Raw genomic sequence first — 16,789 nt, forward strand, 5'->3', positions numbered from 1 at the left:
GGTCACATCTCGATCTCGTGGATCTCGGCCACCTCGACCGAGCCCGAGCCGTTGACTACCATGGGGCAGCCCTTGGCCATCTCGGTGGCGGCTTCGACGCTGTCGGCCTTAACCACTGTAAAGCCCGAGGCCGGGTTCGGCCCGCCATTGCCGGCCACGCCATCGGCGCTGACGGTATGGGACTGGCCCACCGGGTTGCCGGGGATTTCCAGCGCCGGCCCCATGTTCTGGAACCACGCGCCCCAGGCGGCCATGGTGGCTTCGATCTCGGCCGGGTCGGTCGGCGTGGTGCCGCCGTGATAGACAAACAGGTACTGAGGCATTTTCTGGTCTCCCTTTTGGTCAGACGGGGTTGGCAAGCCGGGCTTCCAGCTTGCGCAGCGACGAAGTCCAGCCGCTTTCATGATTGGCCGAGACGTCGTCATCGCCCAGATCGCGGTGATCCAGGATCAGGCGCGCTCCGGTGTCGGTCGGCTCGACCGCCAGCTTCACATGGCTCTCGGCGCCGCGCTGGTCCTGGTCGTCATGCCAGCCCCAGGTGAACCCGACCGAGTTCGGTGGGTCCACATGGGTCACATGCCCGGACACCTTGAAACGCTGCCCCTCGCGATTGACCATGACCGAATACCACGGACCTAGGCGCGAGAAATCCAGATCGTGCTCCGGCACCTCGACCCCTTCGGGCCCCCACCACTGCAACAATCTGGTTCCGTCGCTGATCCAGGCGAACAGGGTTTCGGCGCTGACCGGAAAGTCGCGCACCAGCTTCAGGTCGGCCATGAGGAGTCCTCCTGCAGAATGTCGCCCAGGCGGTCCAGGCTGGCCTCCCAGAACTGTCGTTTCGAGATGGTCCATTCGGCAATCGCGCGCAGCCCCTCGGGGCGGATCGAATAGATGCGCTGGGTACCGTTGACGCGCTGATTCACCAGCCCGGCCTGCCGCAGAACCTTCAGGTGCCGGGAAATGGCCGCGCCGGACATGCCCTTGCCCTGGGCTAGATCTCCGGCAGGCAGTTCGCCGTGATCCATCAGTTGTTCAACGATCGTGAATCGGGTCGGGTCGGACAGGGCCGAAAAGGCATCGAGCAGCGTGTTCATAGCTATTGATTAACACGAATGTTAAACAATGGGAACCCGAAACCGTCGGATCAGCCCCGCGCAAAGTCCGATCGGGCATATCCCTGCAGGTACAGCAGCGCGGTCAGGTCGCAATGGTTGATGCGCACGTCGCATTGCGCGGCGACCGAGGGCTTGGCGTGCAGGGCCACGCCTGTTCCGGCGCGCTCCAGCATGCCCAGGTCATTCGCCCCGTCGCCCACGGCGATCACTTCGGCCTCGGAAATACCCAGCCGGGCCGATATCTGCTCCAGCGCCTCGACCTTGGCCTGACAGCCCAGGATCGGGCGCTGCACGTCACCGGTCAGCTTGCCGTCCTCCGCCAGTAGCGTGTTGGCGCGGTTCTCGTCAAAACCCAGCAGCTCGGCCACGCGGGCCGTGAACGCCGTGAACCCGCCCGAGACCAGCGCGGCATAGCCACCATTGGCCCGCATCGTCGCCACCAGTTCGCGGCCGCCCGGCATCAGGGTGATGCGCTGGTTCAGCACCCGGTCGATCACCGACACGTCCAGCCCCTTCAGCAGGCCCACCCGCTCGGTCAGCGCGCCTTCGAAATCCAGCTCGCCATTCATGGCGCGGGCGGTGATGTCCTTGACCCGCTCGCCTACCCCGGCCTCGTCGGCCAGTTCGTCGATGCATTCCTGCTGGATCATCGTGCTGTCCATATCGGCCAGCAGCATCTTCATGCGGCGGCCCTCGGCCGGCTGCACCACCAGATCGACGCCCAATTTCTGCAGGTCGGCCCAGACATCCCAACGGTTGGCCGGAACCGCCGGCAGGGCAAATTCGGCCGCCTCGTCGGGGCTCAGCCACTGGATGTCGCCCCCGCCCCAGGCATTGCGCAGCGAGTCGATCAGCGCCCCGTCCAGCGACGGCGTCTTGGGGTTGGTCAACAGGGTGGCAACGTACATCTTGATCCTCCGGCAGCCTGCCCTGCGCATATCGCAGGCGCAGCATTTCCGCCAGAGGCCAATTCCGCGCCGCTAGCCCAGAATGCCCGGCAGGCGCAGCCCGTGTTCGCGGGCGCAGTCCTTGGCGATGTCATACCCCGCATCCGCATGACGCCACACGCCCGAGGCCGGGTCGTTCCACAACACCCGCTCAAGCCGCCGCGCGGCGTCCTCGGTGCCGTCGGCGCAGATCACCACGCCCGCGTGCTGGCTGAAGCCCATGCCGACCCCGCCGCCGTGATGCAGCGACACCCAGGTCGCGCCGCTGGCGGTATTGATCAACGCGTTCAGCAGCGGCCAGTCCGACACGGCGTCGGACCCGTCCAGCATCGCCTCGGTCTCGCGGTTGGGGCTGGCGACCGAGCCGCTGTCCAGATGATCCCGTCCGATGACGACCGGAGCGCTCAGTTCTCCCTTCGCGACCATCTCGTTGAAGGCCAGACCCGCGCGGTGCCGGTCGCCCAGCCCGATCCAGCAGATCCGCGCGGGCAGGCCCTGAAACGCGATCCGGTCACGGGCCATGTCCAGCCAGCGATGAAGATGCTCGTTCTCGGGGAACAACTCCTTCATCTTGGCGTCGGTCTTGTAGATATCTTCGGGGTCGCCCGACAGCGCGCACCAGCGGAACGGGCCGATGCCACGGCAGAACAGCGGGCGGATATAGGCCGGGACGAAACCGGGAAAGGCAAAGGCGTTCTCAAGCCCCTCGTCCTGCGCCACCTGCCGTATGTTGTTGCCATAGTCCAGCGTCGGCACGCCCACGTTCCAGAAATCGACCATCGCCGCGACATGCTGCTTCATCGAGGCGCGTGCGGCCTTTTCCACTGCTTTAGGGTCTGTTTCCCGCTTTTCGCGCCATTGCGCCAAGGTCCAGCCCAAGGGCAGATACCCGTTGATCGGATCATGGGCGCTGGTCTGGTCGGTTACGATGTCGGGGCGCATCCCACCGGCGGCCATGCGGCGGTAGATCTCGGGAAAGATCTCGGCCGCATTGCCCAGCAGACCCACGGACTTCGCCTCGCCCGCCTTGGTCCAGCGGTCGATCATGGCGAGCGCCTCGTCCAGCGTTTCGGCTTTTTCATCCAGGTATTTGGTGCGCAGGCGAAAATCGATGCTGTCAGGATTGCATTCCACCGCCAGACAGCAGGCCCCGGCGAAGACTGCCGCCAGGGGCTGAGCTCCGCCCATGCCGCCCAGCCCACCGGTCAGGATCCATCGCCCGGTCAGGTCACCACCATAGTGCTGGCGCCCGGCCTCGGCGAAGGTTTCATAGGTGCCCTGAACGATGCCCTGCGTGCCGATGTAGATCCACGACCCGGCCGTCATCTGGCCGTACATCATCAGGCCCTTCCGATCCAATTCGTTGAAATGATCCCAGGTCGCCCAATGCGGCACGAGGTTGGAATTGGCGATCAGCACCCGCGGCGCGTCCTTGTGAGTGCGGATGATCGCCACCGGCTTTCCGGACTGCACGATCAGGGTCTCGTCGGACTCGAGATCCTTCAAACTGGCCACAATAGTGTCGAAATCCTTCCAGGTTCGAGCCGCACGGCCGATGCCGCCATAGACCACCAATTCGTGCGGGTTTTCGGCAACGTCGGGGTGGAGGTTGTTCATCAGCATCCGCAACGGGGCCTCGGTCAGCCAGCTTTTGGCATTCAGGTCCGGCCCGGTCGGTGGAAAGACGTCACGGGTGTTCTTGCGCGGGTCACTCATTTCGGGGCTCCTTTTTCGGCCAGTGCGCCCGACAAGGCCAAGGCAAGCAGGCGGTCAAGCATCTCTTGCAGGTGCGGGCGCAGGCGTTCAGCCCGGTCCGCGCGCCAGGTCCAGGGCGGGGTCTCGTCCATATAGGCGCGTTGGGCGATCTCCATCTGGATCGCATGTATACCCTTGTCTGAGCGGCCATAGTGCCGGGTGGTCCAGCCGCCCTTGAATCGGCCGTTCAGCACCGCGGTACAGCCCGACGCATGGGCCACGGCATCCACCGCATGCGCGACCTCGGGTGCGCAGGTGGTGCCGTCATTGGTGCCCGTGTTGAACACCGGCAACTCTCCGTCGAACAGGAAGGGGATCAGGGACCGGATCGAGTGGCAGTCGAACAGGATCGCCACGCCATGCCTGGCCCGCACCCGCTCCAATTCTTCCTGCAACGCGGCGTGGTAGGGGGCGTGGAACTTCTCGCGCCTCTCCTCGATTTCATCTTCCGACGGCTCCTGCCCTTCCAGCCATATGGGTTGCCCGTCGAAATCGGTCAGCGGCACCAGGGTCGTCGTGTTCTGCCCCGGATAGAGCGACACGTCCGCCGGATCGCGATTGGCGTCGATCACATAGCGGTGCACGCGGGACTGAACCACCGTCGCATCGCCCAATAGCCGCTTATAGAGCCTATTTATGTGCCAATCCGTATCGGCCAACGCCCGGCCAGTCTGGTTCAGGCGCGCATGGATCTCCTCGGGCACGACGGTTCCGCCATGCGGTTGGCCCAGCACGATCGGGCCCTGCCCCCGCTGCACCTCGACCATGGTCATGCCGTCACCTCCGGCAGCGGTACGCCCAGCGCCTCGAGTATCGCGCCGCTGGCCACAAGATCCTTGGCCTGCTCCAGTTCCGGGGCCAGGTACCGGTCCTCCGCCAAAGGCGGGATATCGGCGCGCAGCCGCGCAATCACCCGCTGCAAGGGCGCGCTGGTGACCAGCGGGGCGCGAAACTCGACGCCCTGGGCGGCGCAGAGCAGTTCGATCCCCAGAATATGGTTCAGGTTTTTCACCATGCGCGTCAGACGCCGCGCCCCATGGGCGGCCATCGAGACGTGATCTTCCTGGTTGGCCGAGGTGGGCGTGCTGTCGGTGACGCACGGATTGGCCAGATGCTTGTTTTCGCTCATCAGCGCGGCGGTCGTGACCTCGGCGATCATGAAGCCGGAATTCAAGCCCGGGTCGGGGGTCAGGAATGGCGGCAGATCGAAGCTGAGCGTCGGATCCACCATCAGCGCGATCCGGCGTTGCGCGATGGCCCCGATCTCGGACAGGGCCAGCGCGATCATGTCGGCGGCAAATCCCACCGGTTCGGCGTGAAAATTGCCGCCCGAAACGATCATGTCGGGATCGGACAGCACCAGCGGGTTGTCAGTGGCCGCGTTGGCCTCGGTCTGCAGGGTGGCGGCAGCCTGCCGGATCACGTCCATCGCGGCACCGGTGACCTGCGGCTGGCAGCGAATGCAATACGGATCCTGCACGCGGCTGTCGCCCTCGCGATGGCTTTCGCGTATTTCCGACCCCTGCAACACGGCCCGCATGGCGCTGGCGGCCTCGATCTGGCCGCGATGACCGCGCAGGGCATGGATCTCGGGTTGCAGCGGCGCGGTGGAGCCCATGATGGCATCGGTCGATACGGCCGAAACGACGAGCGCGTTCTGCGCCGCGCGCCAGCCCTCGAACAGGCCCGCCAAGGCGTAGGCCGTCGAAAACTGGGTGCCGTTGATGAAGGCCAGCCCCTCTTTCGGCCCCAGTTGAACAGGCTCTAATCCGGCCTTTTTCAAGGCTTGTGCGCCCGGCATGACCGTACCGTTCAGCTCGGCTTCGCCTTCGCCGATGATCACCGCCGTCATGTGGGCCAGCGGCGCCAGATCACCCGAGGCCCCCACCGAGCCCTGCGCCGGGATCACCGGTGTCACGCCACGGGCCAGCATCTGCTGCAGCAGGTCCACCAGCGCCCACCGCACCCCAGATGCGCCGCGCCCGAAAGACAACAGCTTGAGCGCCATCATCAGGCGCGCCAACCGCCGCGGCACCGCCGGACCGACCCCGCAGCAATGGCTGAGGATCAGGTTGCGCTGCAGCGCCGAGGTGTCCTTGGCCGCGATCTTGAGGCTGGCCAGCTTGCCGAAACCGGTATTCACGCCATAGACGGGCTGGTCCCCGGCGGCGGCCTCGGCGATGCGGGCGGCGGCGGCCTCGACAGCCGGGCGGCAGCTATGATCCAAAACCACCGGCGTTTCGTTCCAGTAGATATCCGCCAGTTGGGCCAGCGAGACCTGCCCCGGAACCAAGGTCAGAGCGCTCATGCCTCCCCTCCGAAAATACGTGCTTGCAGCGGGTTGAACCCGATCCGATAGGCCAGCTCGGCCGGGTGGGAGACGTCCCACACGGCCAGATCCGCCCGCTGCCCCGGCGCTATCGTGCCGGCATCACTCAGCCCAAGCGCGCGGGCGGCATTGCGGGTGACCCCAGCCAACGCCTCGGCCGGGGTCATGCCAAACAGGGTGCAGCCCATGTTCATCGTCAGCAGCAGCGACGTCAGCGGCGAGGACCCCGGGTTGCAATCGGTGGCCAGGGCCATCGGCACCCCGGCCTTGCGGAACAGGTCGATCGGCGGAGCCTGCGTTTCCCGCAACGTGTAGAATGCCCCGGGCAGCAGAACCGCAGTCGTTCCAGCCTCGGCCATGGCCGCCACTCCGGCGGCATCCACATATTCGACATGATCGGCTGACAGGGCGCCGTAGGACGCAGCCAGCCGGGCCCCGCCCAGGTTCGACAATTGCTCGGCATGCAGTTTGACCGGCAGCCCCAAATCACGCGCTGCGTCGAACACCCGCGCGATCTGAGTCGTATCGAACGCGATTCCCTCGCAGAACCCGTCGACCGCGTCGACCAGCCCCTCGGCATGGGCCGCACGCAGGGTCGGGATGCAGACCGTATCGATATAGGCATCCGCGCGCCCGGTGAATTCGGGTGGGATCGCATGCGCGCCCAGAAAGCTGGTCCGAACCCGCACCGGGCGCTGCTTTGCAATTTCCCGGGCCGCGCGCAACATGCGCAGCTCGGTGTCCTGATCCAGTCCGTAACCGGACTTGATTTCAATGCAGGTCACACCCTCGGCCAACAGCGCGTCTATGCGAGGCAGCGCCTCTTGGATCAGGTCCTGCATACTGGCGGCGCGTGTGGCGGTGACCGTCGACAGAATGCCCCCGCCGGCGCGCGCGATCTCCTCGTAGGTTGCCCCGTTCAAACGCATTTCGAACTCAACCGCCCGGTTGCCCCCGAAAATCGCATGCGTGTGCGGATCGATCAGGCCCGGAGTGATCAACCGATCTGCAAAATCGACGATCGGCCAGTCGGCGTGATCCGGCGGCAGATCTCGGCGCGGCCCGACCCATTGGATCCGGCCCGACGAAACAGCAATCGCCGCGTCTGCGACCAAGCCATAGGACGCAACCCCATCCGCCATGGTTGCGATCCGCCGACAACAAATCACCGAATTTCTGGTCATCGCGATTCTTTTGGACTCCCCTCGGGTTTCAATTTTTCGTATACGTGTAAAAAATTAAAGTCTACACAAAAAAGAAACGCCGATGCAGATCCACGCCAAAACCGCTTTGTTAGACTCTAACTGGGTTTCGGACCTGAGGGTCGAAACTGCGAATGGTGTCATCACGGGATTGGAGACCGGCGCGCGTCCACAGTCGGCCGACACCTGCGTAGATGTCCTGCAACCAGCCTTGTCGAACCTGCACAGCCACGCGTTTCAGCGCGCCATGGCCGGTATGACCGAGTTTCGCGCAGCCGGGCGGGAAAGCTTCTGGTCCTGGCGAAATCTGATGTACCGCTTTCTGGACAGGTTGACGCCCGAGCAGTTGGAGGCCATCGCCGCGCTGGTGTTCCTTGAGATGCAGGAGGCCGGATATGCCGCAGTCGGGGAATTCCACTATGTGCATCACCAGCCCGGCGGCGCGCCCTACGACCAGCTTTCCGAGCTGAGCCAGCGTATCTTCGCAGCAGCTTTGCGGACGGGAATCGGTCTGACCCATTTGCCGGTTCTCTATTCCTACGGCGGCGTCCGCCAAGAGCCCCTGACTGGCGGCCAGCTGCGGTTCGGCAATGACGTGGACCGGTTCATGGACTTGTATCACGAGTGCCGGTCGGCTGCCGCAGATCTTGCCGCGGACACAGTGGTCGGCATCGCGCCGCACTCGTTGCGCGCCACCTCTCCCACAGACTTGGCCCTGCTGCTGGCGCAGGTTCCGGAGGGTCCGGTTCACATCCATATCGCCGAACAGGTGAAAGAGGTCGAGGACGTGCAATCCGCTTTGGGCCAACGCCCGGTCGCCTGGCTTCTGGACAATGCCCAGGTCGACTCACGCTGGTGTCTGATCCATGCCACCCAGATGAACGACGCCGAAACACGCGCTCTGGCGCGTTCGGAGGCCGTGGCCGGCCTGTGTCCGATCACAGAAGCCAACCTGGGCGACGGGATCTTCAACGGAGTGCCCTACCTTGACGCTGGAGGACGGTTCGGTGTCGGGTCAGACTCCAACGTGCGGATTTCTCTGCCAGAGGAGTTGCGCAGTCTGGAATATTCTCAGCGCCTTCGCGACCGATCCCGCGCGGTTCTGGCGGCAACCAACGGTTCCGTGGGGCATGCCTTGTACACCGGCGCGGCACAAGGCGGGGCGCAGGCTCTGGGCCGCAACGCCGGAGAGATCGCGGTGGGCAAACTGGCCGACCTGGTGGCGCTCGACCGGTCGCACCCAACGCTTTGCGCGCTGGCGGATCATCAACTTCTGGACGGCTTGTGCTTTGCCGCACCCGATGGTCTGGTAACGGATCTGTGGTCGGCGGGCCGTCATATGGTGCGGGATGGCAGGCATATTGCGCGCGAGACGATAATCAGAGACTACAAAGCCGCGATTGCAGACCTGTTGACCGACGTCTGACCCGAAAAAGAACTGAGTTGAGATCAAGATGACCCAGACCGCTGACACGACCGGCTACAAGGAAATCAAGCAGACTGTGCTTGACCGCATCCGCTCGGGCCAGTGGCTGCCGGACATGTTGCTGCCCAACGAGCAGGACCTTGCGGTCGAATTTTCCTGCACGCGTACCACCGTCAATCGGGCATTGCGCGAACTGGCCGAGGAAGGATTTCTGGAACGTCGCCGCAAGGCCGGTACCCGGGTGCTGAGCGCGCCGCAGAGACAGGCCCGGTTCACCATCCCGTTGGTCCGGGAAGAGGTCGAGGCTCTGGGCGGCACCTACCGCTATGCACTTGTTTCAGCCCAAGCCGAACAGGCGCCCGACTGGCTGGCCGCGCGGCTGGCGCTGGGATCGGATCGGCGGGTGATGCATGTTCGGTGCATGCATTTTTCGGACAACACCCCGTTTCAGTTCGAGGATCGCTGGATCGTTACGGCCAGCGTTCCGGCTGTCGAACAGGCTGATTTCTCGACGCTGGGACCCAATGAATGGCTGATTCAGACGGTCCCCTTCACCAATGTCGAGCTGTCTTTTCTGGCAAGCCGCGCCGATGCCGAACTGGCCGGATTTCTGGACGTAACGGTTGGCGACCCGGTCTTTACCGCGGAACGTATCACCTGGTTGCAAGGCAGCCCAGTTACCTTCGCCAAGATGTATTTCGCGGCCGGTTACCGGATGACCACCCGGTTCTGAGGCTGTCCGGGCCTTTACCGCGGCCCGATTCCGGTACAGGTTCGCCTTGACCGAGCAACGGCAACACGGAGAACGGGATGAGCAACCCGCTATACGATCGACTTTTCGGCATTCACGCGGGTAAGACAACGCCGTTCCTGCATCTGCCGGACGGACGCGTTCTCTCGCATGCCGATTTCCTGGACATGGCGGCCCGGATCGCCAACGCTTTGACGGCCTGCGGACTGGAACCGGATGACCGCGTTGCGGTGCAGGTCGCGAAATCGCCCGAGGCGCTGGCGCTTTATGCAGCCTGCGTTCAGGCCGGGCTGATATTTCTGCCGCTGAACACCGCCTACACGACAGACGAGCTGCGGTATTTCATCGAAAACAGCGGTGCTCGGATGGTTGTCGCGGATGCCAATTCACAAGCCGATATCGAGCCGATTGCCCAAGCGCAGAATGCAATGCTCGAAACCCTGAACGCGGACGGTTCCGGCAGCCTGATGCGGCGCGCACTTGGGATGTTGCCAGCCTTCGAACCCGCGCATAGGACCGAGGATGACCTCGCAGCTTTCCTTTACACATCGGGCACCACCGGGCGGTCCAAGGGTGCCATGCTGACGCAGGCGAACCTGCTGTCGAATGCCGAAACGCTGGTGCAGGAGTGGCGCTTCACCGCGGACGACGTGTTGCTGCACGCGCTGCCGATCTTTCACACCCACGGCCTGTTCGTGGCCACCAATGTCATGCTGTCGGCCGGTGGATCGATGATCTTTCTACCGGGCTTCGATCTGGACGACATCCTGCGCCTGATGCCCAAGGCCACCTCGATGATGGGGGTGCCGACCTTCTACACCCGGCTTCTGGACGACGACCGGTTCACCGGAGATCTGACCCGGCACATGCGGCTGTTCATTTCCGGCTCGGCGCCGCTGCTGGCCGAAACCCACACGCGGTTCGAGCAACGCACCAGTCACCGTATCCTTGAACGCTATGGCATGACCGAGACCAACATGAACACCTCGAACCCCTATGACGGCGAACGTCGGGCCGGAACCGTGGGCTTTTCGCTGCCGGGGGTCGAGTTGAAGATCACCGACCCCGAAACGGGCGATCAGCTGCCGCAGGGCGAGATCGGCATGATCGAGGTGCGCGGCCCGAACGTGTTCAAGGGTTATTGGCAGATGCCCGAGAAAACCGCCGCCGAACTGCGCGAGGACGGGTTCTTCATCACCGGTGATCTGGGCCGCATCGACGCGGACGGCTATGTGCATATCGTTGGGCGCGGCAAAGACCTGATCATCTCGGGCGGCTACAACATCTATCCCAAGGAAGTCGAGCTGGTTCTGGATGACCAGCCCGGCGTGCTGGAAAGCGCGGTGATCGGCGTGCCGCACCCGGATTTCGGGGAAACCGTGCTGGGCATCCTGGTGCCCGAGGCCGGCGCGGCACCGGATCTGGATGCGATCATGGAGGCGGTGAGCCAAAGCCTTGCCCGTTTCAAACATCCCCGCAGGCTGATCCTGCTGGACGAACTGCCGCGCAATACGATGGGCAAGGTGCAGAAAAACGCCCTCCGCGAGGCCTACAAGAACATGTTCGCGGGCGGCTGATCAGGGACGCAACAGCACGCGTCCGGCTTCGGTCAGCAACCAGCAGTCGCGCCCCTCGAACACGGCGACCCCGGTTTGGCGGCCATAGCCCGCGCCGCTGTCCAGGTTGATGCGGTTCCAGTAATGGGTGGGGCGGTCCACCACCGTGTGGCCATGCACGATCAGCTTGGGATGCGGGGTTTCGCAGGCGTGAAAGCTCTGACGGATCCAGACCAGATCGTCCTCGGCCTGCGCGCCCAGCGGCACGCCCGGCCGGATGCCGGCATGGACAAAGGCAATCTCGGGGGTCTGATGCATCCGTACGAGGTCGCGCAGAAAAGCCTTGTGCGCGACCGGCACCGCAGCAAGGGCCGCCCGATGCACATCCTGCAGCCGGGTACGGTCTTCGAATTCGACACCATAGCTGCGAAGGGTTTCGGTTCCGCCCAGCCGCGCATGCAGCCAGTGGTAGCCGACCAGAAGATGCGGATCATGGCGCGGCTCATCCTGCAGGAACCACGCGAACATGCGGTCATGGTTGCCCAGCAGCGTGACCCAGTTCCGCCCGGCGTCGCGCCCGGCAATCAGCCGGTCCAGCACGCCCTTGCTGTCCGGGCCGCGATCGACGTAGTCGCCCAGAAACACGATCCGCGCATCGCGCCCGCCATCCTGCTCGATCAGCGACAGGGCGCGGTCGAACTCGGCCGTCTGGCCGTGTAGATCACCGATGGCGTAGATGGGCGCGGTCATGTCCATGTCTCCGTTCCGGCCCGGGTTGGATTTGCGGGCCTTTGCAACGACAACGCCTGCACCGGGCGGGTGCAGGCGTCAATCGCTTTCATCCGGGTCTTGCCGGATCAGACCACGTCGAACTCCAGCGGCTTGATCTGGGTGAACAGCCCGGTTTCAGCCAGCTTTGCGCGGGCTTCGGCCGGAACCGGCTCGTCAACATACAGCAGCGCGATCGCCTCGCCACCCGCCTGGGCGCGGCCCAGGGTAAAGTTGGCGATGTTCACGCCATGCTCGCCCATGGTCTTACCCAAGGTGCCGATGATGCCCGGCACGTCCTCGTTGGTGGTGTACAGCATATGCGCGCCGACCTCGGCATCGATGTTGATGCCCTTGATCTGGATGAAGCGCGGCTTGCCGTCGCTGAACACGGTGCCCCCGATCGAGCGTTCGCGCTTGTCGGTCACCACGGTCACCTTGATATAGCCCTCGAAGGCGCCCGATTTGTCCTGGTTGGTGGTCGAGATCTTGACGCCGCGCTCTTTGGCCACGACCGGAGCCGAGACCATGTTCACCTCGGGGTTCGAGCGTTTCATGATCCCCGCCACCACCGCGCAGTTCAGCGCGGCCAGGTTCATCTGCGCCGCCACGCCGTCATACAGGATGTTGATCGCCTTGATCGGCTCGTCGGTCATCTGGCCGATGAAGCTGCCCAGATGTCCAGCCAGCTTGATCCAAGGCCCCATGACCTTGGCCTCTTCGGCGGTGACGCTGGGCATGTTCAGCGCATTCTCGACCGCCCCGGTCAGCAGATAGTTCGAGATCTGCTCGGCCACCTGCAGCGCCACGTTTTCCTGCGCTTCGGTGGTCGCGGCGCCCAGATGCGGGGTGCAGACCACGTTGGGCAGGCCGAACAGCGGGTTTTCCTTGGCCGGTTCCTCGCTGAACACGTCGAACCCCGCGCCGGCGACATGGCCGGATTTGATCAGTTCGGCCAGCGCCTCTTCATCGACCAGACCGCCGCGGGCGCAGTTGATGATGCGCACGCCCTTCTTGGTCTTGGCCAGGTTCTCGCGGCTGAGGATGTTGCGGGTCTGGTCGGTCAGCGGCACGTGCAGGGTTATGAAATCGGCCCGCGTCAGCAGCTCGTCCAGCTCGACCTTTTCCACGCCCATCTTGTCGGCCTTCTCCTGGCCCAGATAGGGGTCATAGGCGATGACCTTCATCTTGAGGCCATGCGCCCGGTCGCAGACGATGCCACCGATATTGCCGGCACCGATCACGCCCAGCGTCTTGTTGGTCAGTTCGACCCCCATGAATTTGGACTTTTCCCACTTGCCCGCATGGGTGCTGGCATTGGCCTCGGGGATCTGACGCGCCACGGCGAACATCATCGCGATGGCGTGCTCGGCGGTGGTGATCATGTTACCGAAGGGCGTGTTCATCACGATCACGCCTTTTTTCGAGGCCGCGTCCTTGTCGATATTGTCGGTGCCGATGCCGGCGCGGCCGATCACCTTCAGCTTGTCGGCCTTCTCCAAGATCTTCTCGGTGACCTTGGTGGCCGAGCGGATGGCCAGGCCGTCATAGTTGCCGATGATCTCGGCCAGCTTTTCCTTGTCCTTGCCCACGTCGGGCAAGAAATCCACGTCGATGCCGCGGTCGCGGAAGATCTGAACCGCGGTTTCGCTGAGCTTGTCGGATACGAGTACTTTGGGGGCCATGTGCGTGGTCCTTGAATGCGATGATGACTCCGGGCCGTACGCGGCCTGGATCTTGTCGGGGAAAGGGATCAGGCGGCTTCGGCCTGTGCGGCGATCTCGGCCTCGAACGCCCATTTCAGCCAGGGCAGCATCGCCTGGATGTCGGACGTCTCGACCGTGCCGCCGCACCAGATGCGCAGCCCGGCCGGCGCATCGCGGTACGCGCCGATGTCCAGCGCCACGTTCTCGGCCTCCAGCCGCTTGGCGACCGCCTTGGCAAAGCTTGCGCCGTCGCGAACACGCGGATCGGTGAATTTCAGGCAGACGCTGGTGTTCGACCGCGTGGCCGGGTCCTCGGCCAGGTTGTCGATCCAGTCGTTCTGGTCGCAAAACTCAAAAATCGCCTGAGCGTTGGCATCGGCGCGGGCGATCAGGCCCTGCAGCCCGCCGACCGAGCGCGCCCAGTCCAGCGCGAACAGGTAATCCTCGACCGCCAGCATCGACGGCGTGTTGATGGTTGCGCCCTGAAAGATGCCCTCGATCAGCTTGCCGCCCTTGGTCAGGCGGAAGATCTTCGGCAGCGGCCATGCGGGGGTATAGCTTTCAAGCCGCTCGACCGCGCGGGGGCTGAGGATCAGCATGCCATGCGCGGCCTCGCCACCCAGAACCTTCTGCCAGCTGAAGGTGGTGACATCCAGCTTGTCCCAGGGCAGGTCCATAGCGAAAGCGGCGCTGGTGGCGTCGCAGATGGTCAGGCCGGCGCGGTCATCGGCGATCCAGTCGCCATTTGGAACCCGTACACCCGAAGTGGTCCCGTTCCAGGTAAAGACCACGTCATTGTTGAAATCGATGGACGCCAGATCGACGATCTGCCCGTAATCGGCGGTTTTCACCTCGGCGTCGATCTTCAGCTGTTTGACCACGTCGGTGACCCAACCCGCGCCAAAGCTTTCCCAGGCCAACATCTCGACCTTGCGTTCGCCCAGCAGCGACCACAGCGCCATTTCCACCGCGCCGGTATCCGAGGCCGGAACGATGCCGATGCGATAGTCAGCCGGAATGCCCAGCAGCTCGCGCGTGCCTTCGATGGCGGCCTTCAGCTTGTCCTTGCCGACGGCTGCGCGGTGCGACCGGCCCAGCGCGGCACCGGCCAGCTTGTTCAGCTCGAATGTGGGGGGTTTGGCGCAGGGGCCAGAGGAAAAACGCGGATTGGCCGGCCGCGTTGCCGGTCGTTCGATGGTCATTGGTGTTACCCTTCCAGATATACGCCCCTCGTTGGGGAGGGGTGTCCCGCGGCCAGACCTAGGGGGCCGCAGATGGGCGGGCAAGCGGAAAAGACACTTTGAATATCAAAAACGACACAGGCGGTGACGCCAAATCGGAACACAGGTTTCCGATCGGCGCATTTTGCACCCGCAGAAAGACCTCAGCGATCCAGCCGGACGGTTTCACCCGTGGCCAGCGATTGCTGCGCCGCCAGCCCCATGCGCACCGCCCACATGCCGTCGGTCAGGCTGACCTCCGGGGCGTCGCGCTCGCCGCGCACCAGCGCCAGAAAGCCCTGATGCTGATAGAAGGTCGAGCCGTTGTGGTCACCCGCCGCCAGCAGGCGCGGATCGACGGGGATGTCGCGGGCGATAGGGCCCTTGGGGTCGCGCGGGCTGACGATCAGCTGCGGCACCGGCGGCTCGCCCAGATATTCGGGCCAGAACCGGCCCGGCCCGGGGACCAGCGCCTCGATCTTGGCCTTGGGGCCGACGACCGAGATTTCCTCCTGATACCGCGCGCCCTCGGCGAACATGCACAGTTCCAGCATCGCCCGCGCGCCCGAGGCGAAATCGATGTTGACATAGCCGTGGTCGAGGATGTCGGGCGTTTCGCCGTCATAGGTTTCGTCCAGATGGTTCACGGCCTGCCCGCCGCTGGCGCTGATGCGCACCGGGTCGGATTGCAGGATGAGGCGCATCAGGTCGAAGAAATGACAGCATTTCTCGACGAACGTGCCGCCGGTGTTGCGGTTGAACCGGTTCCAGTTGCCGACCTTTTCCAAGAATGGAAAGCGGTGTTCGCGGATGCTCAGCATCTTGACCCCGCCGCTGGTGTCCTGCGCCTCGGCGATCAGGGCGGCGATGGGCGGCATGTAGCGATATTCCATCGCCACCCAGATCGGACAGGGATAGCTGCGCTCGATCTCGGCCAGACGGGCCGCATCGTCGGGGTTGGTGAACAGCGGCTTTTCCACCAACAGGGGCAAGGGACGCGTTTCGGCGATCTGGGCGATCTGATCCACATGCAGATGGTTGGGGCTGGCTATGACCAGGCAGTCCAGCGCCTCGACCGCCAGCAGGTCCTGCAGCGACGGCACCATCCTGGCCCCCGGCGCAATCGCCTGCGCGGCGCGCGCCATCTCGGGGTCGGGTTCGAAAATGGCGGCCACTTGCGTGCCCTCCAGCAAGGCGATGTTGTGCAGGTGTTCCTGCCCCATCATGCCACATCCGATCAGCCCGTAATTGATGGTCCGGGTCATGCGCGTTTCCTCGTCATTTCAGTCGTTGGACGTAAGTTGCCCGGTCCGGGTCGAACCAGGTTTTCGAAAACTCGACGGGTTCAGGCCGTTCCGACCAACTGAACCGCTCGATGTAACCGACGGTCTCGCCCGCCGGCCGGGTGAAGTTCGCGGGGGTCCAATCGGGCAGCCGACCGACCGAAACCCGATCCTCGGCGCGGGTGATCCAGAACCCAAGTTGCTGCTGGTAATAGCGATAGAGCGAGTCCGACAGCAGCCGCCGGTCGATCAGACCGGCTGATTCGTCCAGCCAGATTTCCTCGACCGCGATGATTGTGTCATTCAGATAGCGTATCCGCCGCACGCGCGACCCGCACCGAGCGGTGCCGAAATCGGGCAGGTCGGCGGGCTTGTCCAGGTGATCGACCGACAGGATGTCGGCGCGCGGCAGGCCGCCGCCCTCGGGCAGTTCCAGCCGGAACATGGCATAGACGCTGTTCTGGGTTCCGGTCTCGCGCACATAGTTGCCCGAGCCCTGGATCCGCTCGAGCATCCCCTTTTTTTCCAGCTCGGCGAGCGATTTTCGCAGCGTCCCGACCGAGACGTTCAACTGCGCCGCCATGTCCCGTTCGGGCGGCAGACGCTCGCCATCGATCAGCCGGCCGGCGGCGATATCGCGGATCAGCAGCTCGGCGATCTGCACATAGATCGGCAGGGCGTTGGAGTTTCTGTTGGATGGGGGCACGCGGGCGCTTCACTTGGTCGCA

General features: G+C 64.2%; 16 protein-coding genes. 3 read left to right on the plus strand and 13 right to left on the minus strand.

Annotated features, from left to right (window positions below; all coding sequences use genetic code 11):
• Positions 1-2 precede the first annotated feature (2 nt).
• The 8 genes from ACR0NB_RS11425 to hutI form a co-directional block, all read right to left on the minus strand.
• Positions 3-323, minus strand: a complete 321-nt coding sequence (locus ACR0NB_RS11425; RefSeq protein WP_170419976.1) for a YciI family protein — start codon at positions 321-323, stop codon at positions 3-5.
• Between the two features lie 19 nt (positions 324-342).
• Complete coding sequence (locus ACR0NB_RS11430) at positions 343-780, minus strand: SRPBCC family protein (protein WP_170341210.1); 438 nt, start codon at positions 778-780, stop codon at positions 343-345.
• Positions 768-1,097, minus strand: a complete 330-nt coding sequence (locus tag ACR0NB_RS11435; protein ID WP_170364822.1) for an ArsR/SmtB family transcription factor — start codon at positions 1,095-1,097, stop codon at positions 768-770. Before ACR0NB_RS11435 ends, ACR0NB_RS11430 begins: the two co-directional genes overlap by 13 nt.
• 50 nt (positions 1,098-1,147) lie before the next feature.
• Positions 1,148-2,026 carry a phosphoserine phosphatase SerB gene (gene serB / locus ACR0NB_RS11440; protein WP_480775726.1) on the minus strand — a complete coding sequence of 293 codons (879 nt, stop codon included), beginning with the start codon at positions 2,024-2,026 and terminating at the stop codon, positions 1,148-1,150.
• 72 nt (positions 2,027-2,098) lie between these two features.
• A complete protein-coding gene (gene hutU, locus ACR0NB_RS11445) occupies positions 2,099-3,781 on the minus strand; it encodes a urocanate hydratase (protein ID WP_480775727.1) in 1,683 nt (560 codons plus the stop codon).
• Positions 3,778-4,593 (minus strand): N-formylglutamate deformylase, encoded by an 816-nt coding sequence (gene hutG, locus ACR0NB_RS11450; protein WP_480775728.1) that lies wholly within the window; start codon positions 4,591-4,593, stop codon positions 3,778-3,780. The genes hutU and hutG overlap by 4 nt, the downstream gene beginning before the upstream one ends.
• A complete protein-coding gene (gene hutH / locus ACR0NB_RS11455; protein WP_480775729.1) occupies positions 4,590-6,128 on the minus strand; it encodes a histidine ammonia-lyase in 1,539 nt (512 codons plus the stop codon). The genes hutG and hutH overlap by 4 nt, the downstream gene beginning before the upstream one ends.
• Entirely contained in the window at positions 6,125-7,333 is a 1,209-nt protein-coding gene (hutI, locus tag ACR0NB_RS11460; protein ID WP_480775730.1) for an imidazolonepropionase, read from the minus strand. Before hutI ends, hutH begins: the two co-directional genes overlap by 4 nt.
• 82 nt (positions 7,334-7,415) lie before the next feature.
• Between hutI and ACR0NB_RS11465 the strand changes: the two genes are divergently transcribed.
• The 3 genes from ACR0NB_RS11465 (at position 7,416) to ACR0NB_RS11475 (ending at position 11,105) form a co-directional block, all read left to right on the plus strand.
• The gene (locus ACR0NB_RS11465; protein WP_480775731.1) at positions 7,416-8,777 is read left to right on the plus strand and encodes a formimidoylglutamate deiminase; all 1,362 of its coding nucleotides are present in this window, start codon (positions 7,416-7,418) and stop codon (positions 8,775-8,777) included.
• Positions 8,778-8,805: 28 nt separating this feature from the next.
• The gene (locus tag ACR0NB_RS11470; RefSeq protein WP_480775732.1) at positions 8,806-9,510 is read left to right on the plus strand and encodes a GntR family transcriptional regulator; all 705 of its coding nucleotides are present in this window, start codon (positions 8,806-8,808) and stop codon (positions 9,508-9,510) included.
• A 77-nt stretch (positions 9,511-9,587) separates the two neighbouring features.
• Positions 9,588-11,105, plus strand: a complete 1,518-nt coding sequence (locus ACR0NB_RS11475) for a malonate--CoA ligase (protein ID WP_480775733.1) — start codon at positions 9,588-9,590, stop codon at positions 11,103-11,105.
• Here ACR0NB_RS11475 and ACR0NB_RS11480 read toward each other — a convergent pair whose 3' ends face one another.
• The 5 genes from ACR0NB_RS11480 to ACR0NB_RS11500 all read right to left on the minus strand — a co-directional run bounded on the left by ACR0NB_RS11480 (position 11,106) and on the right by ACR0NB_RS11500 (position 16,767).
• The gene (locus tag ACR0NB_RS11480) at positions 11,106-11,834 is read right to left on the minus strand and encodes a metallophosphoesterase family protein (protein WP_480775734.1); all 729 of its coding nucleotides are present in this window, start codon (positions 11,832-11,834) and stop codon (positions 11,106-11,108) included.
• Positions 11,835-11,941: 107 nt separating this feature from the next.
• A complete protein-coding gene (serA, locus tag ACR0NB_RS11485; RefSeq protein ID WP_480775735.1) occupies positions 11,942-13,537 on the minus strand; it encodes a phosphoglycerate dehydrogenase in 1,596 nt (531 codons plus the stop codon).
• A 68-nt stretch (positions 13,538-13,605) separates the two neighbouring features.
• Entirely contained in the window at positions 13,606-14,760 is a 1,155-nt protein-coding gene (locus tag ACR0NB_RS11490; protein ID WP_480775736.1) for a phosphoserine transaminase, read from the minus strand.
• Positions 14,761-14,942: 182 nt separating this feature from the next.
• Positions 14,943-16,043 carry a Gfo/Idh/MocA family protein gene (locus tag ACR0NB_RS11495; protein ID WP_170342104.1) on the minus strand — a complete coding sequence of 367 codons (1,101 nt, stop codon included), beginning with the start codon at positions 16,041-16,043 and terminating at the stop codon, positions 14,943-14,945.
• 13 nt (positions 16,044-16,056) lie between these two features.
• Positions 16,057-16,767 (minus strand): GntR family transcriptional regulator, encoded by a 711-nt coding sequence (locus tag ACR0NB_RS11500; protein ID WP_170370181.1) that lies wholly within the window; start codon positions 16,765-16,767, stop codon positions 16,057-16,059.
• Between the last annotated feature and the right edge of the window lie 22 nt (positions 16,768-16,789).

The sequence above is a fragment of the Ruegeria sp. CG3 genome, from assembly GCF_056537205.1.